The organism is Streptomyces sp. NPDC012508, assembly GCF_042902595.1.
Classification (GTDB): domain Bacteria; phylum Actinomycetota; class Actinomycetes; order Streptomycetales; family Streptomycetaceae; genus Streptomyces.
On the sequence record NZ_JBIBEO010000002.1, the window covers coordinates 656,211 to 679,404 of the forward strand.

At 70.4% G+C, this 23,194-nt stretch carries 20 protein-coding genes and 1 pseudogene; 10 read left to right on the forward strand and 11 right to left on the reverse strand.

What is annotated here, in order from left to right; all coding sequences use genetic code 11:
- The first annotated feature begins 19 nt into the window (after positions 1-19).
- The 6 genes and pseudogenes from ACFY8U_RS09055 to ACFY8U_RS09080 all read left to right on the forward strand — a co-directional run bounded on the left by ACFY8U_RS09055 (position 20) and on the right by ACFY8U_RS09080 (position 8,157).
- On the forward strand, positions 20-937 hold the full coding sequence (locus ACFY8U_RS09055) for a cyclase family protein (protein ID WP_389568289.1): 918 nt from the start codon (positions 20-22) through the stop codon (positions 935-937).
- A 149-nt stretch (positions 938-1,086) separates the two neighbouring features.
- Positions 1,087-2,691 carry a GMC oxidoreductase gene (locus tag ACFY8U_RS09060; RefSeq protein WP_389567646.1) on the forward strand — a complete coding sequence of 535 codons (1,605 nt, stop codon included), beginning with the start codon at positions 1,087-1,089 and terminating at the stop codon, positions 2,689-2,691.
- A gap of 207 nt (positions 2,692-2,898) precedes the next feature.
- On the forward strand, positions 2,899-3,738 hold the full coding sequence (locus ACFY8U_RS09065) for an SDR family oxidoreductase (RefSeq protein WP_389567648.1): 840 nt from the start codon (positions 2,899-2,901) through the stop codon (positions 3,736-3,738).
- 42 nt (positions 3,739-3,780) lie between these two features.
- Positions 3,781-5,256, forward strand: coding sequence for a cytochrome ubiquinol oxidase subunit I (locus ACFY8U_RS09070; RefSeq protein ID WP_389567651.1), 1,476 nt, complete (start codon positions 3,781-3,783; stop codon positions 5,254-5,256).
- Positions 5,253-6,310: pseudogene (locus ACFY8U_RS09075) on the forward strand (cytochrome d ubiquinol oxidase subunit II). The gene ACFY8U_RS09070 and the pseudogene ACFY8U_RS09075 overlap by 4 nt, the downstream one beginning before the upstream one ends.
- Positions 6,311-6,372: 62 nt before the next feature.
- The gene (locus ACFY8U_RS09080) at positions 6,373-8,157 is read left to right on the forward strand and encodes a cation:proton antiporter (RefSeq protein WP_389567654.1); all 1,785 of its coding nucleotides are present in this window, start codon (positions 6,373-6,375) and stop codon (positions 8,155-8,157) included.
- 50 nt (positions 8,158-8,207) lie between these two features.
- Here the strand turns inward: ACFY8U_RS09080 and ACFY8U_RS09085 are convergent, their stop codons facing one another.
- The gene (locus ACFY8U_RS09085) at positions 8,208-10,058 is read right to left on the reverse strand and encodes a glycoside hydrolase family 15 protein (protein ID WP_389567656.1); all 1,851 of its coding nucleotides are present in this window, start codon (positions 10,056-10,058) and stop codon (positions 8,208-8,210) included.
- 268 nt (positions 10,059-10,326) lie between these two features.
- On the opposite strand from ACFY8U_RS09085, the gene ACFY8U_RS09090 reads away from it, so the two are divergent.
- Positions 10,327-11,670, forward strand: a complete 1,344-nt coding sequence (locus ACFY8U_RS09090) for a DUF2254 domain-containing protein (RefSeq protein WP_389568292.1) — start codon at positions 10,327-10,329, stop codon at positions 11,668-11,670.
- 121 nt (positions 11,671-11,791) lie between these two features.
- A complete protein-coding gene (locus ACFY8U_RS09095) occupies positions 11,792-11,989 on the forward strand; it encodes a hypothetical protein (RefSeq protein ID WP_389567659.1) in 198 nt (65 codons plus the stop codon).
- A gap of 4 nt (positions 11,990-11,993) precedes the next feature.
- On the opposite strand, the gene ACFY8U_RS09100 is transcribed toward ACFY8U_RS09095, so the two are convergent.
- From ACFY8U_RS09100 to ACFY8U_RS09110, 3 genes are all read right to left on the reverse strand, one after another.
- On the reverse strand, positions 11,994-13,217 hold the full coding sequence (locus ACFY8U_RS09100) for a PP2C family protein-serine/threonine phosphatase (RefSeq protein WP_389567662.1): 1,224 nt from the start codon (positions 13,215-13,217) through the stop codon (positions 11,994-11,996).
- A 254-nt stretch (positions 13,218-13,471) separates the two neighbouring features.
- Entirely contained in the window at positions 13,472-13,840 is a 369-nt protein-coding gene (locus ACFY8U_RS09105) for a PRC-barrel domain-containing protein (protein WP_361602827.1), read from the reverse strand.
- Between the two features lie 166 nt (positions 13,841-14,006).
- A complete protein-coding gene (locus ACFY8U_RS09110) occupies positions 14,007-15,374 on the reverse strand; it encodes a mycothione reductase (protein ID WP_389567665.1) in 1,368 nt (455 codons plus the stop codon).
- A 247-nt stretch (positions 15,375-15,621) separates the two neighbouring features.
- On the opposite strand from ACFY8U_RS09110, the gene ACFY8U_RS09115 reads away from it, so the two are divergent.
- Together ACFY8U_RS09115 and ACFY8U_RS09120 are read left to right on the forward strand one after the other, a co-directional pair.
- Entirely contained in the window at positions 15,622-16,080 is a 459-nt protein-coding gene (locus tag ACFY8U_RS09115) for an SsgA family sporulation/cell division regulator (RefSeq protein WP_389567668.1), read from the forward strand.
- 53 nt (positions 16,081-16,133) lie between these two features.
- The gene (locus ACFY8U_RS09120; RefSeq protein WP_389567670.1) at positions 16,134-16,391 is read left to right on the forward strand and encodes a WhiB family transcriptional regulator; all 258 of its coding nucleotides are present in this window, start codon (positions 16,134-16,136) and stop codon (positions 16,389-16,391) included.
- A gap of 85 nt (positions 16,392-16,476) precedes the next feature.
- Here the strand turns inward: ACFY8U_RS09120 and ACFY8U_RS09125 are convergent, their stop codons facing one another.
- From ACFY8U_RS09125 to ACFY8U_RS09155, 7 genes are all read right to left on the reverse strand, one after another.
- On the reverse strand, positions 16,477-17,415 hold the full coding sequence (locus ACFY8U_RS09125; RefSeq protein WP_389567671.1) for an RNA polymerase sigma factor SigF: 939 nt from the start codon (positions 17,413-17,415) through the stop codon (positions 16,477-16,479).
- A gap of 78 nt (positions 17,416-17,493) precedes the next feature.
- Complete coding sequence (locus ACFY8U_RS09130; protein WP_389567674.1) at positions 17,494-18,447, reverse strand: aldo/keto reductase family oxidoreductase; 954 nt, start codon at positions 18,445-18,447, stop codon at positions 17,494-17,496.
- 64 nt (positions 18,448-18,511) lie between these two features.
- The gene (locus ACFY8U_RS09135) at positions 18,512-19,105 is read right to left on the reverse strand and encodes a VanZ family protein (protein WP_389567677.1); all 594 of its coding nucleotides are present in this window, start codon (positions 19,103-19,105) and stop codon (positions 18,512-18,514) included.
- A 21-nt stretch (positions 19,106-19,126) separates the two neighbouring features.
- Positions 19,127-19,819, reverse strand: coding sequence for a DUF4230 domain-containing protein (locus ACFY8U_RS09140; RefSeq protein WP_389567678.1), 693 nt, complete (start codon positions 19,817-19,819; stop codon positions 19,127-19,129).
- 181 nt (positions 19,820-20,000) lie between these two features.
- Positions 20,001-20,582 carry a hypothetical protein gene (locus ACFY8U_RS09145; RefSeq protein WP_389567680.1) on the reverse strand — a complete coding sequence of 194 codons (582 nt, stop codon included), beginning with the start codon at positions 20,580-20,582 and terminating at the stop codon, positions 20,001-20,003.
- Between the two features lie 254 nt (positions 20,583-20,836).
- On the reverse strand, positions 20,837-21,469 hold the full coding sequence (locus ACFY8U_RS09150) for a hypothetical protein (RefSeq protein ID WP_389567683.1): 633 nt from the start codon (positions 21,467-21,469) through the stop codon (positions 20,837-20,839).
- 129 nt (positions 21,470-21,598) lie between these two features.
- Positions 21,599-23,143 carry a fused MFS/spermidine synthase gene (locus tag ACFY8U_RS09155; RefSeq protein ID WP_389567685.1) on the reverse strand — a complete coding sequence of 515 codons (1,545 nt, stop codon included), beginning with the start codon at positions 23,141-23,143 and terminating at the stop codon, positions 21,599-21,601.
- Between the last annotated feature and the right edge of the window lie 51 nt (positions 23,144-23,194).

Consider the following 23,194-nt stretch of genomic DNA (forward strand, 5'->3'; position numbering starts at 1 on the left):
GCCCTCGCCGACGGGCGGGATGAGCGCGCACGACTTCCGGACGCTCTACGAGCGGCTACGGGGCCGGGCGGCGCCGCCGGCGGTGGAAGGCCGGTGCGGCGCGCTGCGCCATCTCACTCCCGAGCGGGTGGCGGCGGCCGCCGCGGAGGTGCGGGTCGGACGTACGGTCTCGCTGGCGGCTCCGATCGACACCGTGCCGGGCCCCGACGATCCCGAGCCGGCGGTCCACCGGATGACCGGACCGAGCCCGGACGACGTCGGCTCGGACGCGCTTCACTTCGCCACGGACCGCTTCGCCATGAACGTGCACGGCGACGCGGACAGCCATCTGGACGCGCTGTGTCATGTCATGTTCGACGGAGAACTCTACGGCCGAGTGCCCGCGAGCACCGTGACGGCCGAGGGTGCCCGGAGGCTCTCCGTGGACCTGCTCTCAGCCGGCATCGTCGGCCGTGGTGTCCTGCTGGACATCCCGCGGCTGCGCGGCGTGCCCTGGCTGGAACCGGGCGACCATGTCACCTCGGACGATCTGACGGCTGCCGAGGCCGCGCAGGGGGTCCGCGCCGGACCGGGCGACCTGCTGTTCGTCCGGGTGGGGCACCGTCTTCGGCGCACCGAACGCGGGCCGTGGAACGCGGCCGAGGCACGGGTGGGGCTCCATCCGACCGCCGTGGAGTTCCTGGCCGAGCGCGAGGTCTCGGTCCTGGGCGGAGACGGCAACAACGACACCGCGCCCAGCGCGGTCAAGGACATCGCCTTCCCCGTACACGTCCTGGCCATCCACGCCCTGGGCATCCACCTCATGGACTACCTGCGGTTCGAGGACCTGGGCGCCGCCTGCGCGGAGGCCGGACGCTGGAGTTTCCTCTGCGTGGTCGCCCCCCTGCGGCTGCCCGGGGCCACGGGGTCGCCGGTGAACCCGATCGCGGTGCTGTGACCGGGGCGCGGCGGGGCAGCGTTCCGGGGCACCCACCAGGCGGCCCGCTCCGGTCGCCGTGCGCGGGGAAGGCGGCTACGTTCGAGGGGGGTGGGACCTCTGGCCCCTCGCCGAGGGGGGCGCCCGGTGCCTGACACCCGGTCGGGGCCATGACCCCAAGGACGGTGGTCGCCGTGGGCGACACCCCTCACTACGACGTCATCATCATCGGCACCGGTGCCGGCGGAGGGACTCTCGCCCATCGCCTCGCCCCTTCGGGCAAGCGTGTGCTCCTCGTCGAACGCGGCGGCTACCTGCCGCGTGAGCGTGACAACTGGGACTCGACGGCCGTCTTCGTGAAGGGCAAGTACCGGGCTCCGGAGTTCTGGCTCGACAAGAACGGCACGGAGTTCCCGCCCGAGGTCAACTACTACGTCGGCGGAAACACCAAGTTCTACGGAGCCGCCCTCTTCCGGCTGCGCCCCGAGGACTTCGGCGAGCTCCGCCATCACGGCGGCATCTCTCCGGCCTGGCCGATCCGGTACGAGGATCTGGAGCCGTACTACACGCAGGCCGAGCACCTCTACCTCGTCCACGGACGGCACGGCGAGGATCCCGGCGAAGGGCCCGTGAGCGCGCAGTACGCCCATCCGCCCGTGGAGCACGAGCCGCGCATCCAGCAGCTGAGCGACGACCTCGAAAAGCGTGGGCTGCACCCGTTCCATCTGCCGATCGGCGTCAATCTGAGCCAGGAGAACGGGGGCCGGCCCACCCACTCCAGTGTCTGCATCCGGTGCAACCGGGTCGACGGCTTTCCGTGTCTGGTACGCGGCAAGTCCGACGCCGAGGTGATCTGCGTCGAGCCGGCTCTGCAACACGCCAACGTCGAGATGGTCACGGACACACAGGTGGTGCGCCTGGAGACCGACGACCGTGGGCGCAGGGTCAGCGCGGTCGTCGGCCGGCTCCCCGACGGCTCGGAGGTCCGGTTCACGGCCGACGTGGTGGTCGTCTCCTGCGGGGCGGTCAACTCCGCGGCGCTGCTGCTGGCCTCGGCGAACGAGCACCATCCGCGTGGTCTCGCGAACAGCTCCGACGTGGTCGGCCGGTTCTACATGCGGCACAACAACCTGGCGTTGATGGCGGTGTCGAAGGAGCCCAACGACACCCAGTTCCAGAAGACCCTGGCCCTGAACGACTGGTATCTCGGCGCGGACGACTGGGACTTCCCGCTGGGCGGCATCCAGATGCTGGGCAAGTCGGACGCCGAGCAGATCCACGGCGAGGCCCCCCGGTGGGCCGGTGCGGTGGCGCCCGACATGCCGTTCGAGGTGCTGGCACACCACGCCGTCGACTTCTGGCTGTGCGGTGAGGACCTGCCGCTGGCGGACAACCGGGTGACCCTCGACGGTGACGGGCGGATCCGGCTCGCTCTCGACGAGACGAACAACATGGAGGGCCTGAAGCGCCTGCGGCACAAACTGCAGGGAATGCTGGGCCACTTGGGCATGCACGAGCACCATCTGCTGTCTCACAGTATCTACCTGCACAAGGGCATGCCGATCGGAGCGACAGCGCACCAGGCGGGCACCGTGCGCTTCGGCACCGATCCCGCCGCCTCAGCGCTGGACGTCAACTGCAAGGCCCACGATCTCGACAACCTGTACGTCGTCGACACGAGCTTCTTCCCGAGCATCGGCGCGGTCAATCCGTCCCTGACGGCCATCGCCAATGCCCTCCGGGTCGGCGACCACCTCGTGGACCGGCTGGGATGACACGACGTCCGGCCGGGTCGCGAGCAGCGCCCGGCCGGGTGGAGAACGACGCCGACCGCTCATCCGTTCGGCGGAAGATGCTGGACCCAACGGCCTAAAGCCGATTCCGAGGACATGCCGACCGCCTCGTCGGGTGGTTGCGTGACGGTGCCCGGCCGAGCCGACGCCCGGGCCCAGCGCATCCGCGCAGCGAGGAGGCAGGACGGCATGGATTCCACCGTGGAAGCACCGCAGGGTGTGATCCCGGCGCGTTTGCTGCGCGGCCAGAAGGCTCTGGTCACCGGCGCCAATTCGGGCATCGGCAAGGCCACGGCGATCGGCCTGGGCCGGGCCGGCGCCGACGTGGTCGTCAACTACGTGGCGGACCCCGAGGCGGCAGAGAAGGTCGTCGAGGAGATCGCCTCGTTCGGGGTGCGGGCGGCGGCGTACCAGGCGGACGTGTCCCAGGAGGACCAGGTCGTCGCCATGATGGACCGGATGGTCCAGGAGTTCGGCACCATCGACATCCTGGTGGCCAACGCGGGACTGCAGCGGGACGCTCCGTTCACGGAGATGACCCTCGCCCAGTGGCAGAAGGTCATCGACGTCAATCTCACCGGTCAGTTCCTGTGTGCGCGGGAGGCGGCCAAGGAGTTCCGTCGCCGGGGCGTGGTCCCCGAGGTGTCCCGGTCCGCCGGGAAGATCATCTGCATGAGTTCGGTGCACCAGATCATTCCCTGGGCGGGTCACGTCAACTACGCGTCCTCCAAGGGCGGCGTGCAGATGATGATGGAGACCCTGGCCCAGGAGCTCGCGCCGGAGAAGATCCGGGTGAACGCGGTCGCCCCGGGGGCGATCAAGACGCCGATCAACCGCGCGGCCTGGGAGACGGCCGAGGCCCGGGAGGACCTGCTGAGGCTCATCCCGTACAGCCGGATCGGTGACCCCGACGACATCGCCTACGCGGTGGTCGCCCTCGCGTCCGACCTCATGGACTACGTGGTGGGCACCACCCTGTACGTCGACGGCGGCATGACGCTCTTCCCCGGCTTCGCCACCGGTGGATGACCCTCTCCCGGCCCCGCACATCCTCGAACGGCAAAGGCGCGCATGCCCACCTCGCTCCACCTGCTGGCGGATGCCCCGGCCCAACTCCTGCCCGCCCGGGAGCTCATGGCCTTCACCCTGGCCTCCCACATCATCCTGGTACCCCTCGGCGTGGCCTTCCCCTTCATCACCCTGGTGATGCACTACCGCGGACTGCGCCGCAAGGACGCCACGGCGCTGCTCCTGGCACGGCGCTGGTCGGCTGTCATGGCGGTCCAGTTCGCGCTGGGCATCGTCACGGGCACGGTGCTGTCGTTCGAGTTCGGCCTGTTGTGGCCGGGGCTGATGGGGCGGTGGGGTGATGTCTTCGGGGTCGGCTTCGGCGTCGAGGCGTGGGCGTTCTTCCTCGAGGCCGTGCTCATCGCCATCTATCTGTACGGATGGCGGCGGCTGAAGCCGCGGACGCATTTCCTCCTCGGGCTGCCCCTGCCGTTCGCCGCGCTGCTCGGGGCGTTCGGCATCCTGGCGGCCAACTCCTGGATGAACACGCCACAGGGCTTCTCGCTCGACGCCGAGGGCAACCCGGTCGACGTGAACGTCTGGAAGGCCATCTTCACGCCGATGTTCGGGCCGCAGTACTGGCACTTCGTCGTGGCGATGGTCCTCACCGCGGGCTTCATGGTGTCCGGTGTCTACGCGATGGGGTGGCTGCGCGGCCGCCGGGACCACTACCACCGGCTCGGCTTCGCCGTTCCGTTCACCATCGCCGCAGTCGCCGCACCGGTGCAGTTCTTCCTCGGCGATTTCATCGCCCGGTCGGTCTTCCACCAGCAGCCGGTGAAGTTCGCCGCGATGGAGATCGTCTGGAAGACCGACACCCGTGTGCCGGAGTACCTCTTCGGGAGGCTGAACGAGGACGGCACCGTCTCGGGCGGCATCAAGATCCCGCTCCTGGACTCGGTGCTGGCCGGATTCAGCGCGGACACCGAGGTGAGGGGGCTGACCTCTGTCCCGGCGGACCAGCGTCCCACGGCGACTCAGGCGACCATCGCCCACTGGGCCTTCGACATCATGGTCCTCATCGGATCCGTCCTGGTGCTGCTCGCCCTCTGGTACGGGCTCGTCTGGCTGCGGCACCGCCGCCTGCCCGCCTCGAAGTGGTTCTACCGCTCCGCGGCCTGTGCCGGTGTCGCTTCCGTCGTGGCCGTCGAGTGCGGCTGGATCGCCACCGAGGTGGGACGGCAGCCCTGGATCGTCTACCAGAACATGCGCGTCGCCGAGGCCGTGACCTCGACCCGCTCCACCACCCTGTGGATCATGCTCGGGGTGGTGATCGTCGTGTACGTCTTCCTCTTCGCCTCGTTCCTCGTCGTCCTGCTGAAGATGCGCACGCGCTGGCGGCTCGCCGACGAGCAGCAGGCCGCGGCGGGTGTCCACACGCCGGAGGCCGACATCCCCTACGGGCCGCGGGGTTCGCTGCCCACGGGTGACGTGCCCGCCGGCAACGGAGCCGGCCGCCCCGGGGGTGACAGCCCATGACCGCCGACCTCATCGCCGTGGTACTGCTCCTGGCCGTGACCGCCTACGCCTGCGCGGGCGGCACGGACTACGGGGCCGGGTTCTGGGACCTGACAGCCGGTGGGACGGAGCGCGGACGGCGTCCCCGGTGGCTCATCGACCACGCCATGGCTCCCGTGTGGGAGGTGAACAACGTCTGGCTGATCTTCGTCCTCGTCATCATGTGGACCGGGTTCCCCGTCCTGTTCCAGACCGTGTTCACGGCGATGTGGCTCCCTCTGGCCCTGGCCGTCGTGGGCATGGTCCTGCGTGGCGCCGGCTTCGCACTGCGCAAGCCGTCCCAACGGCTCGCCGGCCGGCGGTTGTACGGTGCCGTGTTCGCCTCGGCCTCGGTCGTCACGCCCTTCTTCCTCGGTGCGGCCGTGGGCGGGGTCGCGTCGGAGCGCGTGGCTCCCGGTACCGAAGCCTCGGCGGACGTCTGGGCCGGCCCGACCTCGCTCGTCTTCGGTCTGTCGCCATCGCGACGACGGCGTTCCTCGGGGCGGTGTTCCTCACCGGGGACGCCCGCAGGTTCGACGCACCCGATCTGGTCGGCTACTTCAGGCGGCGCGCGCTCGGCAGTCTCGCCGTGCTCACCGTCCTGGCCGTGGTGACCGGGTTCGTCACCCATGAGGACTCCCCGTACGTATGGCACGGCCTCACCCACGGTCTGGGGCTGCTCTTCGTCATCCTGGCCGGGGTGGCCGCTCTCGCGACCGCCTGGCTCCTCCTGCGGACACCGGGGACGTGGATGCGCGTCACAGCAGTCGGAGTCGTCGCCTCCGCCGTGATCGCCTGGGGCATGGCCCAGCGCCCCTACCTGCTCCCCACCTCGCTGACCGTGTCCGATGCCGCGGGCGCGTCCTCCACGCTGACGTGGCTGGCGATCGTCACGCTGGTGGCCCTGGTGGTCGTCGTGCCGGCCGTCGTCCTCCTCTACTGGCTGGACACCCACGGTGAGCTGGAAGAGCTCACCGACTCCGAGCTGCGCCGAGGAAGCGGCACCGCCGGTGACGGAGCGGTCGGCGACGGCTGATCGCCTGCCCGTGTCCCATCCGGACGTCCCCTTCGCGCCCGCCCCCGACGGAGGAAGCCCCAGTGACCGACGACGAGATCCTGCTCGGCCTCGCCCTGACCGTGGTGCTCGCGACCGGCTCACAGATCCTGGCGGGCCGACTGCGCGTCCCTGCCCTGATCATCCTGCTTCCGGTCGGGTTCGCCGCCGGCGCGATGACCGACGTCATCCACCCGGACAAACTGCTGGGGCCGTCGTTCTCCGCCCTGGTGTCGCTGTCCGTCGCGGTGATTCTCTACGACGCCGGTCTGGGACTCGACCTGCGCAAGCTGGCCCACCACACCCGGGGGATCGTGGGCAGGCTGCTGGTGTACGGCGTGCTGCTCACCTTCCTCGTCACCGGAGCGGTGGCACCGGCGATGTTCGACATGCCCCTGCGCGTGGCCGCGATGCTCGGCATGATCCTCGTCGTGTCGGGACCCACGGTCGTGGGGCCGATCCTCGACTTCGTGCGGCCGAGCGACAAGGTGCGGCGCATCCTGATCTGGGAGGGGACGCTGACCGACCCGATCGGAGGCATCCTCGGCGCCCTGACGTTCCACGCGGTCGCCTCGTCGCACCAGATCGACATCGGCCGGGGCTACCAGCTGGGCCAGTTCCTCCTCAGCATGGCCGTCGGGCTGGCCGGCGGGGTCGTGGGCACCGCTCTGCTCTGGTTCACCCTGCGCACCCTCCGGCTCGGCGAGACCCTCGGCACGCTGGCGCAGCTCGCCATCGTGATCGGCGTGTCGGCGGTCTGCGACATCGTGCGGGACGACACGGGACTCATCGCCGCGATCGTGGCGGGACTGGCGGTCGCCAACATCCGGGGCTTCGACATGCCCTCGCGCCGGCCCTTCTTCGAGACGCTGGTCCAGCTGATCATCGGGCTGCTGTTCGTCTCCATCTCCTCCACCGTCACCCCGGCGTCCGTGGTGCCGGTCCTCCTTCCCGCGCTCGGTCTGATCGCGATCCTCGTCCTGGTGATCCGCCCCCTCGTGGCCTTCGGCGCAGCGGCGCGTTCGGACCTGTCACGGGGGGAGCGCACCTTCATCGGATGGATGGACCCACGTGGCATCGTCGCGGCGTCCACGGCCTCGGCCTTCTCCGCCGGTCTGGTCCAACGGGGGGTGCCCGGGGCGTCGAAGATCCTTCCGGTGACCTTCCTGGTGATCGTCGGAACCGTTCTGCTGTACGCGCTGACGGCGGCGCCGATGGCAAGACGGCTGGGGGTCGTGAAGGCGGAGGGCACGCGCGTTCTCCTGGTGGGCGGCCGGCCCTGGGTCGTCGACCTGGGCAGGGCGTTGCGGTCCGCCGGCCTCGACATGCTGATGTGGGCGGGGCTCGAGGAGGAGCGGGAACGCATCAAGGGAGCGGGGCTCGAACTGGCTAAGGGCGATCTGCTGGCCACGGCCATCAACCCCGGGGCGCGTCTGGAGGGCGTGACGGCCGTCTTCCTGGCCACCGAGGACGACGACTTCAACGCGCTCGCCTCGATCGTGATGCAGGACAACGTCGACGGGCCCGTCTACCGGGTGGGTCCCCCGCACGACAGCCACGGCGTGGTCGCGCCGTACACCGGGGGCGACATCCTCTTCGGCACCTCCCTGGTCCGCCATGTGCTCGCGGAGCGCTACGCGCGGGGGGCCCGGTTCGTGGTGCAGCCGGCCGCCGCCCCGCTGCCACCGGGGCACGAGACGCTCTTCGTGGTGCGGGCCGACCACCAGCTCGTCCCTGTCACCGAGACCCGGGAGAGCGCCCCGCGGGAAGGGGACACCCTCGTCCTTCTCGGGCCCGCGCCGACAACGTCGGCCACTCCCCCGCCCTGAGCACTCGCGCTGAGCACCCGCGCTGCGCGCTCCTGGGGCGGCTCCGCGGGCTAGATCTCGTCCCGCCGCTCCTCCCGGAGTATCGAGTCCAGGGTGATCGCCGCGTCGATCTGTGCCAGGTGCGTGAACGCCTGGGGGAAATTGCCCAGCTGGCGCCCGGTCAGGTCGATCTCCTCGGAGTACAGGCCCAGGTGGTTGGCGTACGTGAGCATCTTCTCCAGCACCAGCCTGGCCATGTCGGTACGTCCGGCCCGCGCCAGGGCGTCGACGTACATGAACGTGCACAGGGAGAAGGTTCCCTCCGAGCCGCGCAGGCCGTCGGGGGACGCCTCGGGGTTGTAGCGGTAGACGAGGCTGTCGCTGACCAGCTCACGCTCCATCGCGTCCAGGGTGGACTGCCACTGGGGGTCGCCCGGCGTGATGAAGCCGACCGTCGGCATGCGCAGCAGCGCCGAGTCGAGCACGTCGTCGCCGTAATGCTGCACGAAGGCCCGCTTGCCGCTGTCCCATCCCCGCTCGAACACCTGCGCGTAGATCTTGTCCCGCGCCTCCACCCAGCGTCCGCCGGCCGCGGGACGGCCGTCGTCGTACGCCATCCGGAGGGCACGGTCGAAGGCCACCCAGGACATCACGCGACCGTAGGTGAAGTCCTTCCGGCCGCCGCGTGTCTCCCAGAGCCCTTCGCCGGGCTGATCCCAGTGGTCGACCAACCAGTCGAGCAGGGTGTGCAGCGCGGTCCAGCCTCCGTGGTCGAGATGCATGCCGTGCTCGTGCGCGAAGTAGATGCTGTCGAGCGCCTCACCGTAGATGTCCAACTGGAGCTGGTTCGCCGCCCCGTTGCCGATGCGGACCGGCGCGGAGCCTCGGTACCCCTCCCAGTGGTCGAGGGTCTCCTCGACCAGGTCGGCCGAGCCGTCGACCCGGTACATGATGTTCAGCGGTCCGGAGCTGTTCGCCTGGCCGGCCTTCTCCTTCACGCGGTCGTGCAGCCAGTCGATGAACGCGGCCGCCTCTTCCTTGAAACCCATGCCCAACAGGGCGTACACCGAGAACGAGGCGTCACGGATCCAGGTGAACCGGTAGTCCCAGTTGCGCTCTCCGCCCAGTTGCTCGGGCAGGCCCGTCGTGGGGGCGGCGACCAGGGCGCCGGTCGGCGCGTACGTCATGAGCTTCAGCGTGACGGCCGAGCGTTCCACCGCCTCCCGCCAGCGGCCGGAGTAGGTGGACTGCCCCAGCCAGGAACGCCAGAAGCGGACCGTCTCGTGGAAGAGCCGGTCGAACTCCTCCACGCGGACCTCGTACGGCGGCCCTGCCGGGGAGGATTCCATGATCAGGCCGCGCCGCTGCCCCGCCTGCAGGGTCAAGGAGAAGCGCAGGTCGTTCCCGTCGGCCGACAGGATGTTCAACAGCCGTTCGTCCTCCGGCTCACGGACGGGGTGGACGGCGAGGCGCAGGTCCTCCGAGGTGAAGACGGCCCCGTGCTCGGTGCGGTGCAGCTCGTGAGGCTTGCGGCCGTAGTCGAAGCGCGGAGCGATCTCACCTTCGAACGTCATGCTGCCGCGTACGCAGCGCAGCAGACGGACGAGTCGGTGCCGGTCGGTCGCGGTCTTTCCGGTCACCGGCATGAAGTCGACGACCTCCCCGGCACCTGCCTCGGTCATGAAGCGGGTCACCAGAACGGCGGTATCCGGATGGTAGAGCTGTTTGGTGGTGTACGTGCCCGCAGCCGGCCGCACCGTGAAGTGGCCACCCTTGGTCCGGTCGAGCAGGGCGCCGAAGACACTGGGCGAATCGAACCGCGGACAACAGAACCAGTCGATCGTCGCATCGGTCGTCACGAGGGCCGCCGTCTGCAGGTCACCGATCAGTCCGTGGTCCTCGATCAGGGGGAAGTCGTCCATCAGGGACCCCTTTCAGCCCCGGTCGACCACACTCGGGGCACCGTCACGCCGCGGACGAGGTGCACCCGGCGTCACGCGATCAGCTTAGGCCGCCGACGCCGGTCCGTCCTGACAAGGGGATCACCCGAGGTGAGAGCGGTGCTGCCGCTGCGCGGGGGCGGGAATCGCCCTACCGTGAGGTGACGGCGCTCCCGCCTGGGGAGCCCGCCGTCCCGAGTGCCTCAAGAGCACCTGACTCCTCCGGTGAAGGGGGCGTGGCGTGGGTGTCATGACGTCCTGGGCCGACCGATTCAGGCTGCGCCAATACGTCAAGGCAAGCCTGTGGATCATTCCGATGCTCGGTCTCGTCCTCGGCACCCTCCTCGCCGAACTCGCCCTCGCCGCCGACAGCGCGGATTGGCCGCCCAGCGGCTGGCACTACTCCGCCGCGACGGCGAGCGGGGTACTCGCCGCCATCGTGGGCGCGATGGTGGCGTTGCTCGGGTTCGTCGTCACCATCGGCGTGCTGGTGGTGCAGCAGGCCACGGGAACCCTCTCCCCCCGGTACATGCGCCTCTGGTACCGGGACCGGCTGCAGAAGGCGGTTCTGGCGACCTTCACGGGGACGTTCGCGTTCGCCTTCTCGTTGCTGCGCAGCGTCGAGTCCGACTCGGTTCCGGACCTCGGGGTGACCCTGGCCGGCGCGGCCGTGGCCGTCAGTCTCGTGCTTCTGCTCATCTACCTCAACCGGTTCACCCACAGTCTCCGGCCGGTGGCCATCGCCGAGTTGGTGGCGCGCATGGGAGAGGGCGTGTTCACGCGTGGCGCCGAGGCGATCCGGAACGCGGCGCCACGCCGAGCCGAAACAGCAGCCGAAGCAGGAGCGGAAGCCCAGGCGGAAGCCGAAGCCGGAGCCCCGTCCGAGGCCGGAGCCGTGGAGTCCGGCGGTCCTGTGACGCGCATCCGTTCCGCACGGGGAGGCGCCATCCAGGCCCTCGATCTCACCGGTCTGGTCGCGGAGGCGGCGCGCCACGACTGCGTCTTCGTCATCACCCGGCTGATCGGGGATTTCGTACCGCCCGGCACCGTGCTCGTCGAGGTCCACGGGGGCAGATCCGCGCCCGACCCGGTGCGGGTGACCGGACTCATCGCCCTCGGGCCGGAGCGCACCATCGAACAGGACCCCGCCTTCGCTCTGCGGGTCCTCGTCGACATCGCCATCCGGGCGCTGTCCCCGGCGGTGAACGATCCCACGACCGCCGTACAGGTGATCAACTACATCGAGTGGTTCCTGCACACGGCGGGAAGGTCTCCTCTCCCCGGTCGTTACGTTCTCGCCGACGGTCAGGGGGAGGCCCGGCTCGTGCTGCCGGGGCGTGACTGGGACAACTACCTTCAGCTCGCCGTCTGCGAGATCATCGACTACGGAAGCTCGTCCGTGCAGATCTGCCGCAGGCTTCGTGCCATGCTCGACGGTCTGCTCGACGCCCTCCCGCCGCCGCAGCACGCCGCGGTGCGCACGCTGTCGAGCCTGCTGGAGGAGTCGGTCGAGCGGGAGTTCACCGACCCGGCCCGCCGGTCCATCGCCCAGCAGCCCGACCTCCAGGGCATCGGCGGTCGGCGCTCCCTCTGACCCTCGCAGAATCTTCACGTAGGTGGCGCGCATCGCACGGCATCCGGGGAAGCCGCACCGAAAGAGGACGACTGGGACACGCAGAGGAGGCAAGGCCGTGACCGCCGTCGCCATATTGTTGATGCCCACGCTGGCGCTGTTGCTCTACGCGATGGACCGGCTCGAGGACCGGATGACGGACGGGGAACCTGCGGAGGTGCCCTCGGGGCGGCCCCGGCACGCCCGGCCCCGGCATCTGCGTCCCGTACCGGACGCTTCTCCCCTCGAGGACGAGCCCGCGCACGGCGTCCGCCCCGATACCGCGGCCGACGCGGCCTGAGAGCCTATCCGCGTGCGCCGCGGACGTCGCGGGCCCGGCCTCGTGGCTCCGTGCCACGGTCGCTCGGGTGCCACTCGGTGAGCAGGATGGTGGCGTCGTCGCGCAGCTTGTGGTCCTGGTGCTGGCGCAGCCCCTGGATCAGACGGCGTAGGGCCTCGGGGGCGGGGTCGCCCGCGGCGGTCGCGCGGATGACGGTGTCGGCCAGCCGTTCCTCGCCGTACAGGTCTCCCCCGCGTGAGCGAGCCTCGGTGACGCCGTCACTGTAGAGGAGGATCCGGTCACCGGGCTGGAGGCGCTGGGAGTGCTCGGTGGGCGGTGATTCGGCGAGGAAGCCCCACCCGAGCGGCAGGTCGGGCTCCCGGGCCAGAACCTGCGGCAGAACCCTTCCCTGACGGATGAGCAGCGGCGGCGGATGGCCGCAGTTGATCCAGGTCAACCGTCCGTCGGCCGTGTCCAGATGGGCGACGACGGCGGTCATGAGCCGGTCGGTGAACCACTGGTCCAGGATCCGGTCGATCGCCGTGACGATGTCGGTCAGTGAACCGCCGGAGCGGCGCGTCGCGCGGCAGGCGGCCAGCCCGGCGGCACTGGCTCCGCCCGAGGCGAGGTCGTGGCCCATGGAGTCGAGGACGGTCAGGTGCAGGCCGGTGTCGTCCAGGGTGTGGTCGAAGGTGTCGCCGCCGATGTCGTACGCGGGCTCCAGCACGGCCGAGGAGGTCACATCCGCCGTGCCGATGGTCCGCGGCGGCAGGAAGGCCCACAGCAATTCGGCCTGTACCGTCATCGGCCGTGTGCGCTCCGCCTCGACCAGCAGGTCGCTGTGGGACGACTCCGACACCACGAGCAGGGCTGCGACACCGGCGAGCGTCTCGCTGCGCTTGAGCAGTGCGCCGTCCAGCGAGGGCGCCGTCACCATCAGGACGCCGAGGCGTTCGATTCCGTCGATCATCGGCAGCCAGGCGGTGCTGCCGTCCCTGGACCGCTGCACCTGCTGCGTACGGTAGGCCAGGCCGGCCAGTGACGTGTCGACGTCGACCGTCTCCGGCCGCGCGGCACCGGGCTGGGGCAGTGCGACGAGCCGGGTCTGCTGCAGGTCCGCCACGTACATGGCTGTCCCCTGGAGCCCCAGGCCCCGACCGGCGTCGTGAACCAGGCCGGCGAGCTCCCGCCCGGACAGCAGGTGGGAGCGGGCCAGCAGATCGGCCAGGACATCCTCGTACGTCGACACACGACCTCCGCGGCTCTCCTCGGACGTCTCACGAGGCGGCGACAGCGGGCTGCCGTCCTCCCCGGGCGCCCCCTGGAGTGGCTCTCAGGCTACGCAGACCGTCCGGTGATCGCCTCCTCACGGGGCCGGGTGCCCGCCCACGTGGCGCGGCGGGACCCGGCTCTCCCGGGCCGGCTGCGGCGCGAGGGAGGGCCCGTGCTCGACGAGCACGGGCCCTCCCTCGCACGAACCGCACGCGAACGTCGCGCGACGACTCAGACGATCCGGCCTCCGAAGGGGCCACCCAGCCCGTAGTACGAGCCCAGCTGGTGGTGGTAGTCGGGGTCCCCGAGGTGCTTGTCACTGTGGAACTCGGGCGCGTCCTTGATCTGCTCCTTCGTCCGGTCGACGAAGATCTTCCGGTCGTCCACGTCGATCCGCACCACGGTGCCGGCCGGAAGGAGGACCTCCTTGCCGAAGATCCAGACCCCGGTGTCCACGACCAGATAGGCGTCACCGACCTCGTCGGAGTGCTTGTCCACCTTCCCGATGCTGCCGTCGATCGCCTCGACCTTGTAGCCGGTCAATTCGGTTCCGGCCAGATGACCCGAGGTCGACTTGTAGCTCCACACGTGCTCAGTCACGCGAAAACAACTCCTCCGGTAGGCAAGGGCAGCCGGCGGATCGCCGGCTCCCTCCTCTTCCGTGTGCCTTGCGGGGCGGGGTGAACGCCCTTGAACTCCGCCTGCCCCGACCCCGACGGCGCATTCACCCGATCTCGCGCCGGCAGGAGCGACGACCGCCGCCCGCTCAGAGGCCGAGGTCGAGGAGAGCGTTCTCCACGACCTCGGTGAGCGCGGGGTGGATCCAGTACGGAGACGTGGCGAGGGTCGCGGCGTCGATGCCGAGGGTCGCGGCCAGGACGAGGGGCTGGATGAGGGTGGCGGCCTGCGGGCCCATCAGGTGGGCGCCGAGGAGCCGCCCGGTCCCGGCCTCGGCGAGTACCTTGCAGAAGCCGGTGGTGTCCTCCATGGCCCAGCCGTAGGCGACGTCGGCGTACTCGGCGTTGCCCACCAGATAGTCGAGGCCCTGGTCGCGGCAGTCCTGCTCCGTGGCGCCGACGGAGGCGATCTGCGGGTGAGTGAAGACGGCCGCCGGCACCAGGCCGTGGTCGGCGGAGATCAGGTCGTCCGGGTGGCGGAGGTTGTGCGCGACGACCTTCGCCTCACGGTTGGCCACGTGCTTGAGGGGCACCGCCGAGCAGATGTCACCGAGCGCGTAGACACCGTCCGCGGTGGTGCGCTGGTGTTCGTCCACGATCACCCGGCCGTCGCCGTGGGTGGCAATGCCCGCCGCTTCCAGGTTCAGCCGGTCAGTGTTCGGGACACGGCCCACCGCGACGAGCAGCATGTCCGCCTCTACCGTGGATCCGTCGTCCAGGGTCAGGCGCAGCTCGCCCGGGCGACCGCCGAGCGCCGTGAGTTCCTGGCCGAGCCTGAGGTCGTACCGAGAACGGACCAGCGCGGTGAACCGCTCCGCGACCGTCTCGTCCTGCGGGCCGAGCAGGTGCTCCTCCTTCTCGACGATGGTGACGGAGCTTCCCGCCGCGGCGAACACCTCCGCCAGCTCCGCGGCGATGTAACCGCCTCCGAGGATCGCGAGGCGCCGGGGCGGAGCGTCGATCCGCATGACGGTGTCGGACGTCTCGTACGGCAGCTTCGCGTCCGCGACGGGCTTGGGCACGAGCGGACGACCGCCCGCCGCGACGACGATCTGGCCGGCGCTGATGTCCACAGCTCCGTCCGCCCGTTCGATCCGGAGCGTCCTGGGGCCCGTGAACCGCGCGCTGCCCTCGTAGACGGTGACCGAGTCGTCTTCGATCCTGCCGCTGCGACCCCGGTCCCGTTCCGCGTCCAGCCGCCCGAAGACCCGGTCGCGCACGTCCTGCCACCGCACGGCTTTCAGGGCGGCGTCAACGTCGAACGCCCCGGCTTCCCCGACACCCCGCGCGACATCCGCGGTGTGGGCGAGCATCTTGCTCGGAATGCAGCCGGCGTTCAGGCAGGTGCCGCCGAACCAACGCTCCTCGACGACTGCCACGTCGAGACCGGCCATGGAGTCGTCGACGACGGCGTTGCCGGATCCCGCACCGATGACGACAAGATCGTGGTGGCGCATCCGTCCACCGTACGAGGGAGTGCGCCGATCAGGCGCGACGGCACGCCCGCGCCCTTCCTGCACGAGCGCGGAGCCCACCCCCGTAAGGGAGTTCGTCATGGCAGGCGGCAGCCGAGCTTTCCGGCCTCAGGCGTGCCTTTCACGCCCCGCTCCCGGAAACCATGCGTGAAATCCTCGTCCGGGGTTACGAGCGTGAGTACGGCGCCGCTCGGGTTTGCGGCGCGATCCCCCGACGGAACTGGTGACGATGTCTGAATCGAGCCGGCAGCACGAGACCACCCAGCCGCCCTCGGCACCACCGGTGCGGGCGTGGCACACCACGGCCCGTCAGGTCCAAGGAGGGATCGGCCTGCCCGTCGAGGCCACGTTCCACTACGACCCCGATGACCCCTGGGCGGTACGCATCACCTTCCGGCTTCCGCTGGGCAGCGTCGTCGAATGGACCTTCTCCCGGGAGCTGCTGAGCTCCGGGACCCGGGTCCTGAGCGGCGGGGGCGACGTCCGGCTGTGGCCGCTGCGCCTCGGTGGCAGGGAGGGGCGCGTCCGCATGCGGCTCGGCCCGGTAGGGGCGTTCGCGGTGGTCGACGTCGACCGCGCGGGCCTGCGGAGCTGGCTGGACGAGACGTACGCCGCCGTGCCCGAGGGCGAGGAGGCCGGACGGATCGACTGGGAGGCCGAGACCTCTCAGCTCTTCGCTCGGCCTTAGAGCCGGAGTTCCGCGAGACGGACAGAGACGAATGCTTGTGACAGGAGGACCTGATGCTGGACAGCTGGCGTGCACGAGCGGCCTGCCAGGATGTCGACCCCGATCTCTTCTTCCCGGTGGGGACAGGCGCACCTGCGCTCATCCAGGCCGAGGAGGCCAAGGAGGTCTGCCGGCACTGCCCCGTACGCGAGGAATGCCTGCGCTGGGCCATGGACGACTCCCGCCAGGTGACGGGTGTGTGGGGCGGCCTGCGCGAGGACGAGCGGCAGTCGCTGAAGCGTAGGCGCCGCCGGGCGAACAGGACGAATTGAGCACCGACGACGGGATGGGCGCTGAGCGGATGCCGCCGGCGCCCTCCTGTACGGGGCGCGTTCACGGCGGCGCGCCGATCCATGCCTACGACTGGTCGAGCATGCCCTTGCGCAGGTGTTCCAGATTGCGGGAGAGCAGCCGGGAGACGTGCATCTGGGAGATGCCGAGCTCTTCGCCGATCTCCGACTGCGTCATCTCCTCGACGAAACGCAGGTGCAGGATCCGGCGGCTGCGGTCGTCGAGTTCGACGAGCAGCGGCGCGAGGGTGTGGAAGTCCTCGAAGAGCTCGAGCGCCGGGTCCTCCACGCCGATGAACTCTGCGAGCGCCGCGGCATCGTCCTCGCCGTCGGGGCCGACGGCGGCGTCGAGCGACGCGGAGTTGTACCCGTTGGAGGCGATCCGCGCCTCGATCACCTCGTCCTCGGAGACGTGCATATGGCTCGCCAGCTCCGCCACGCTCGGTGCGCGGCCGGGCCGGGAGCTGAGCTCCTCGGTCGCCTTGGCCAGCTCCAGCCGGGCTTCCTGCAACCGGCGCGGTACATGGACCGCCCAGGAGGTGTCACGGAAGAAGCGCTTGATCTCACCGACGATGCAGGGAATGGCGAAGCTGGTGAACTCCACCTCCCGTGAGAGGTCGAACCGGTCGATGGCCTTGATCAGACCGATGGTGCCGACCTGGACGATGTCCTCCATCTCGTCGCCGCGGGCCCCCCGGAAGCGGCCGGCCGCGTAGCGGACGAGCGACATGTTCATCTCGATCAGGGTGTTGCGCGCGTACTGGTACTCGTGTGTGCCCTCTTCCCATGCCGCCAGCTTGTCGAAGAACACCTTCGACAGCATGCGCGCGTCCTTCGGAGCGACCTTGCGGGGAGATTCGAGAACGGGAAGGTCCTCCGTACCCGTCTCACCACCTGCCCTCGTCTCCGTCGTCACCTCAGTCGGCACTCTGATGACCTTCTCTCGTCGGTTGGCAACGGTTTTGCCCCCGTGGGGATTTCGCTTACCCCCACTTCGACGAGACATGCCACCGCACCGCTCGGCGGGACATGATTTTCCCGACCGCCCCGACGGCTCCCCCTGCGTGCCCGCGGCTCCTCGTGACTACGGCAGCGCCGCGCCGCGGGCGGAGATCCACAGGGCGTACCACTCGTCGTGGCTCAGGTCGGGTTCGGCCGTCGCCGCGTCCCGGCAGGCGCGGATGCGTTCCGGGTTCGACGTACCGATGACGGGGGCGATACGGGCGGGGTGGCGCCGCAGCCACCAGAGCACGATCGTCTCCGGTGTGGTGCCCTTGGCCTCGGCGAGCGAGGTCACCAGCGCGGCCGTGGCCGTCTCCTGCGAGGTCGCCTGTGCCCCGGTGTAGCGTCCCTGGGCCAGCGCCCCCCACGCCTGGAGCTCGATGGCGTGGGTCAGGCAGTGCTCGACCGTGCCAGCGGGGAACCCGTTGCCGGCGGACTCCGGAGTGTTGACGAGGACGCCGTCCTCCAGCCAGGCGCGCCGGTGCAGGCTCATCTCCAGCTGGTTGGCCACGAGCGGCAGGTCCATGTGGGCCTGGAGCCGGGCGATCTGCGCGGCGTTCATGTTCGAGACGCCGAAACGGCGCACGAGCCCCTGCCGGTGGAGCGAGGTCATGGCATCGCCGATGTCGGCGGGGTCGGCCAGCGGGTCGGGGCGGTGCAGAAGGAGGACGTCGAGGACGTCGGTGCGCAGCCGCTCCAGACTCGCCTCGACGCTGCGGACGATGGAGGAGCCTCGCAGGTCGTACAGGCCCGGCCGGTCCCCCTCGGCCAGGCGGATGCCGCACTTGGTCTGCAGCATGATCCGCTCACGCAGTCCGGCCGAGCGGGCCAGGACCTCGCCGAAGACTGCTTCCGACTTTCCGCGCTGATAGATGTCGGCGTGGTCGAACGCGGTGATGCCGCTGTCCAGCGCCGCCTCGACAGCGGCCTCCGCCGCGTCGATGTCGGCGGCCGTGTGGGGTCCCGCGTCCCAGCCTCCCCCCAGGCCCATGCAGCCGAAGAGGAGGCGGTGGTCGGTCTTCTCAGGCGTGGTCACCAGGTCACTTTCGCACACGCACTCGACGCGGTGCCACGGGACGGCGTGCGAGGTCAGCCCTTGGTCAGGTGGTGCGCCGCGACCACCATCGGCGCCGGCGTGGATACACGGCCCTGCCCATGCGGCGGCCCACCAGGGCGTAGCCGAGCAGCGCGCCCGTGGTGTTGAGCAGGACGTCGTCGATGTCGAAGGCGCGCCCCGTGATCAGGGCCCCCTGGATCAGTTCGACCAGGAGCATAGTCGCCACCGTCAGCAGGGCGACCCGTACGAACCCGCGGCTGCGGGGGGACACGACCGGCAGCAGCAGGCCGAACGGCACACCCAGAAGAATGTTGCCGCCGAGCTGCTTGACGGTGTCGCGGAAGGCAGGCTGTCCGAGATAGGCGCGGATCGAGTCCCCCGGTCGGAGGTTGTCGTGGGTGAGCATCTCCGAGGCCGGCGACGGCTGGAGGGTCAGCCGGGCGAGGACGACACCGAAGGCCACCATCGCCGCGAGAGCCAGCACGGTGATGCCGAGGCGGAGCAAGGGCCCGGGTCCCGCCCCCGGGGTCTTCTCGTTCCCCTTCTCGTCCTGTCGCTGCTTCTCCAGCTTCTGCTTCTGCTTCTGCTTCTGGTGCCGCTCGGTCGTGACGCGGCGCCTTGCGATACGTGACGTCATGGTCCCCAACTCCGCATTGATTCAGGAAGGTTGTGCGTACGTGACGGTGACCTGTTCGAAGCCGAGTGCGCGGAGCAGGCCTTGGAGCATCGATGTGGTGTTCTTCTCGGCGCGCAGCGTCAGATCGCTCTCCTTAGCGGCGTCGCCGATGCGGTCCGCGGCCAGGATGTGGACGGCGCGCTCGTCTGCCGGGTTGTCGGAGAACAGGTCGCCCAGGCGGTCGATCAGGCCACGCTGCTTCGAGACGGTGTAGGAACGTTTGGGGTCCACGGCCGGCTCGGCGAGCTGCGCGTGCGGCAGACGCAGGGTGGCTGTGGTGCGCTTCTCGTCGACGGTCACGCTGCCCTGGCCGATGCCGCGGAAGTCGACGTACGCGGCCACACTGCCGCTCGCGACGAAGAGCGTACGAGTCCCTCGGATCGAGTCGGGCAGCAGCCGGGCGTCCTTCTCCAGGTCGACCACGACCTGGTAGTTGCCGGCGGCGCCCTCGTACCGGTGCATGTCCTGGATGGACTTCAGCACCGCCGGGCCGGAACGGTCGTGCGTGTCGACACCGAACACGTCGTCCAGTCCTGGCACATGGACGAACCGCCCCAGGAGGAACAGGACCAGGGACAGTGCGACGAGCACGGCGGCCACGGTGCGCCAGCTGCGTGACGCCCGAACGCGTTGCGGCGTTCTGCGTGGAGGCTTGTCTTCTGCGTCTTCTCGCATGGGTTGCTGGTGCCCCGCATGTGGGTCGGCACGCCCGACCAGCCTCATTCTGGGGCTGGTTGGCATCCCCGGGGCGAATGCGGCGCGCCACCGGTGGCGCAGGGAGGAACCGGCCATGACAGAAGCCCCCATGGCGTCCCTTCCATGGGGGCTTCTGTGCTCTGTGGCGGGTGGTGCCGGGTCACGCCCGGAGCAGCCGTTCCGTCACCTCGCGGTAGGTCCGCAGGGTGAGCCGGAGCTGCTCGGTGTCGGGGCCCGGCCCCTCGGGATCGCCGTTCTCCTGCCAGCCCGCCCGCAACGCGATGCGGCGGTCCCTCAGGGAGGCGATGAGCTGTTCCTCCGCCGCCGCGAGGACCTCGGCCGCCTCGGCGACCGAGTCGCGGGGCGAGTCGACGAACCCTGCCAGTGCGTGGTGCAGGCGCTGTCCGAGACGGTCGCGTTCGCCGTCGCCGAGCAGTTGCCCGGCCGGGCCTCCGCCGTCGCCGGCGGGCCCGTGTCCGGTACCGGGCGCGGGGCCGCCCAGAGCGCTGACGTCACCGCTGACGTCGCGCTCGCCTCGGTCGCCGTGGCGCGGACCGCGGCCGTCGCCGGAGGCGAGGTTGTCGCCCGAGGCGTGGCCGTTGCCCTGCCGGTCCGTCGTGTCCCGTCCGCGCGGCGCGGCGGGGGACGCGGTGGGAGCGTTCTTACGGCTCCCGCCGCTCCGGCCCGTGGCACCGTGGTCGTCGGACGGGACTGCGGACTGCGGCGCCTGCGCCAGCGGCATCGCCGGAGGCGGAGGCGGAGGCGGAGGCGGGGTGGGCGGCGGGGACGCGCTGACCGGAGGTGCGGTGGGGGGTGTCGCGGGATGGCCGGTGCGCTGGACCGGCACGGCCGCGGCAGGGGCTCCCCCGCCGCCGACCGGCGCCGGACCGTCGGCACTGCCCGCCGCGCCCGGGGCCCTCGGCGGCGGCACGGATGCACGCCGACCGTCTCCCTCGGCCTCGTCCGCTGTCCACCGGTCCCGGTTCTCGCGCGCCATCACGCACCACTTCCCTTCGGCTTGAGGAGATGCCCGCGGTTTCGACCGGACGCCGCACGGGTGCGGGCGGCGGCCCCGGTGCCGGTCGGGCTCCCGGTCGCCGTCAGGCCCTCGAACAGGGCGCGCGCGTGCACCAGCGCCTCCCGCAACTCCTCGGTGGACGCGGACTTGGAGTGCATCGCACGGCGTACCGTGCGCAGACCCTCCACATGGTGCGGATGGTGCACCGACAGAGCGGCGAGCTGCTCGTCGGGCCGGTCGGGCTCCGGGAAGCCCCGGGTCGCGGCGATCCGCGAGAGGAGCTCGTCGGCGTCCGCGACGGCCTGCCGCGGCGCGTCGACGAAGCGCTCCTGAAGCATGGTCCACTGAGCGGCGTAGTGCTCCCGCACCGACGGCTCCAGCGGCAGAGTGCGGATGCCGCCGTACCGCTCGGCCCGCTCGCGCAGGTCGTGGTGGGCGGACTCGCTGTCGCCGCCGTGCCGTTCGAGGGTGCGGTCGTACTCGGGGCCGAAGCGGCGCTTGAGGGACCGCGTACCGCTTCCGGTGCCCTTGCGGGCCCGGAGCACGAAAGCGGCCGCCAGTAGCGCGGCGACCGCCGCCACGAGGATGAGAACTGCGGTCAAGGTCGACATGGCTGCCTTCCTGGATGTGGTGACTCCTGGCTGGCTGTTGGTCACTTCTTACTGGGCGCCTGTCACTTCGGCTTGCCGCTTCTCGGGCGGTCAAACCCGAGGCACGCCGATGTCACCGGTGCGGCCCCGTCAACGCCTGTTCCGTGGGCTGTAGGGCTCGAGGAGCTGATCGACAGGCGCGTAGTCGTCGGTGAGCAGTCGAGCATCGCCGATCCACGAGGTGAGGTCGGCGCCCGTGGCGATCTTCCAGCCGGTTCGCCGGGCGTCCAGCGCTTCCTGGGTCGCGCGTACGTCGACCGGGCGGTCGGACGCGAGCACCACCAGATTGCCGCCCTTGGAGGTGGCGGTCGGATCGAGGCCGATATCGGCGGGCTCGCCCACGAGGGCGACATGCTCGAAGGTCGCCCCGAGGGTGGCCACTTCGGCACGCGCAAAGGCCAGATCACCGTGATCGATGAGGTTGGCGACGTACAGGCCGTCTTCCTTGAGCACCCGTCGTACGTCAGCCATCGCTTCCACCGTGGTGAGGTGCCACGGCACGCTGACGCCCCCGAAGGCGTCGCCGACGACGAGGTCACGACTGGCGGTGTCGAGTCGCCGCAGGCCGAGCCTGCCGTCTTCGACGCGTACGTCGATGCCGTCCTGTGAGCTCAGACCCAGCTGGTCGCGGTCGATGCGCACGACCCCGCTGTCGATCTCGGACACGAGGCTGCGCGTCCCGGGCCGCGTGGCCGCGAGGTAGCGGGGAAAGGTGAGCCCACCGCCGCCCACGTGGTGGGCGGCGAGTGGCTCGTCCTTGGGGAAGCCGGCATCGACCACCGACGCGATGGCGCGCACGTACTCGAACTCGAGGAAGGTCGGGTCGTCGATGTCGACGTAGGAGTGCCGCACGCCGTCCAGAACGAGCGTGCGACCGCTGTCCCGGTCGGGGTCCGCGACGAGCCGCGCGCAGTGGTACCGGGTCTCCGTGTCGCAGCCACCGGGCGCGACCGTCGTGCCGAGGCCGCCGGCTACCACCACGAGCGCCAGGGCGGGCGTGATGCCCCATCCGCGCGTTCGCCACTCGGCCAGCACCGAGCCGACCACCAGCAGTGCTCCGAGGCCGATCAGGATGCCGCTGACCGGCCACCGCGCGATGAGGACGAAGCCGGTGAGGACCGTGCCCACGATGGCGCCGGCGGTGCCGACCCCGGACAGGCGGCCGACAACCGTTCCGGTTTCGGTGAGGCTCGTGAGGCGCAACTTGGTCACGATCGGCGTCACCGCGGAGAGCAGCGCGCCAGGCACGAGGATGGCCAGCGCCGCGATCAGCAGAAGCAGCGTCGGTGCCCACTCCGCGGTGGTGCGCAGCACGGCGGGGGTGAGCGCGACGACGGCTCCCGACACTCCCAGCGAGGGGCCGATGAGCCGACGTGGATCGACCTGGTCGGCGATGCGCCCGCCTAGCCAGGAGCCGACCGCGATCGCGGTGAGAGCGATTCCGATCACCATGGTGCTGGTCTCGAGGGTGAGGCCGAGGTAGGGAGCCAGCAGCCGCAGAGCGGCGATCTCCACCACCAGGACCGCGGCCGACGACCCGAACACCAGCGCGGCAGCGGTGCGGGGGCCCAGGCCGCCGTTGCGGGGCGTGTCACAGGCGGCAGGCGAGGAGGACAATCCGGTCACGGGCGACATCCTTGTATACGAATTACCGACAGCACGGCGAAAGTTCTCAGCTTATGGCGC

Excerpts from the sequence above, each read along its gene's own strand:
- ACFY8U_RS09055 (WP_389568289.1), top strand. The coding sequence starts at position 20 with ATGAGCGCGCACGACTTCCGGACGCTCTACGAGCGGCTACGGGGCCGG.
- ACFY8U_RS09060 (WP_389567646.1), top strand. The coding sequence starts at position 1,087 with ATGACCCCAAGGACGGTGGTCGCCGTGGGCGACACCCCTCACTACGAC.
- ACFY8U_RS09065 (WP_389567648.1), top strand. The coding sequence starts at position 2,899 with ATGGATTCCACCGTGGAAGCACCGCAGGGTGTGATCCCGGCGCGTTTG.
- ACFY8U_RS09070 (WP_389567651.1), top strand. The coding sequence starts at position 3,781 with ATGCCCACCTCGCTCCACCTGCTGGCGGATGCCCCGGCCCAACTCCTG.
- ACFY8U_RS09085 (WP_389567656.1), bottom strand. The coding sequence starts at position 10,058 with ATGGACGACTTCCCCCTGATCGAGGACCACGGACTGATCGGTGACCTG.
- ACFY8U_RS09090 (WP_389568292.1), top strand. The coding sequence starts at position 10,327 with ATGACGTCCTGGGCCGACCGATTCAGGCTGCGCCAATACGTCAAGGCA.
- ACFY8U_RS09095 (WP_389567659.1), top strand. The coding sequence starts at position 11,792 with ATGCCCACGCTGGCGCTGTTGCTCTACGCGATGGACCGGCTCGAGGAC.
- ACFY8U_RS09110 (WP_389567665.1), bottom strand. The coding sequence starts at position 15,374 with ATGCGCCACCACGATCTTGTCGTCATCGGTGCGGGATCCGGCAACGCC.
- ACFY8U_RS09115 (WP_389567668.1), top strand. The coding sequence starts at position 15,622 with ATGTCTGAATCGAGCCGGCAGCACGAGACCACCCAGCCGCCCTCGGCA.
- ACFY8U_RS09120 (WP_389567670.1), top strand. The coding sequence starts at position 16,134 with ATGCTGGACAGCTGGCGTGCACGAGCGGCCTGCCAGGATGTCGACCCC.
- ACFY8U_RS09125 (WP_389567671.1), bottom strand. The coding sequence starts at position 17,415 with ATGTCTCGTCGAAGTGGGGGTAAGCGAAATCCCCACGGGGGCAAAACC.
- ACFY8U_RS09135 (WP_389567677.1), bottom strand. The coding sequence starts at position 19,105 with ATGACGTCACGTATCGCAAGGCGCCGCGTCACGACCGAGCGGCACCAG.
- ACFY8U_RS09140 (WP_389567678.1), bottom strand. The coding sequence starts at position 19,819 with ATGCGAGAAGACGCAGAAGACAAGCCTCCACGCAGAACGCCGCAACGC.
- ACFY8U_RS09145 (WP_389567680.1), bottom strand. The coding sequence starts at position 20,582 with ATGCCGCTGGCGCAGGCGCCGCAGTCCGCAGTCCCGTCCGACGACCAC.
- ACFY8U_RS09150 (WP_389567683.1), bottom strand. The coding sequence starts at position 21,469 with ATGTCGACCTTGACCGCAGTTCTCATCCTCGTGGCGGCGGTCGCCGCG.
- ACFY8U_RS09155 (WP_389567685.1), bottom strand. The coding sequence starts at position 23,143 with ATGTCGCCCGTGACCGGATTGTCCTCCTCGCCTGCCGCCTGTGACACG.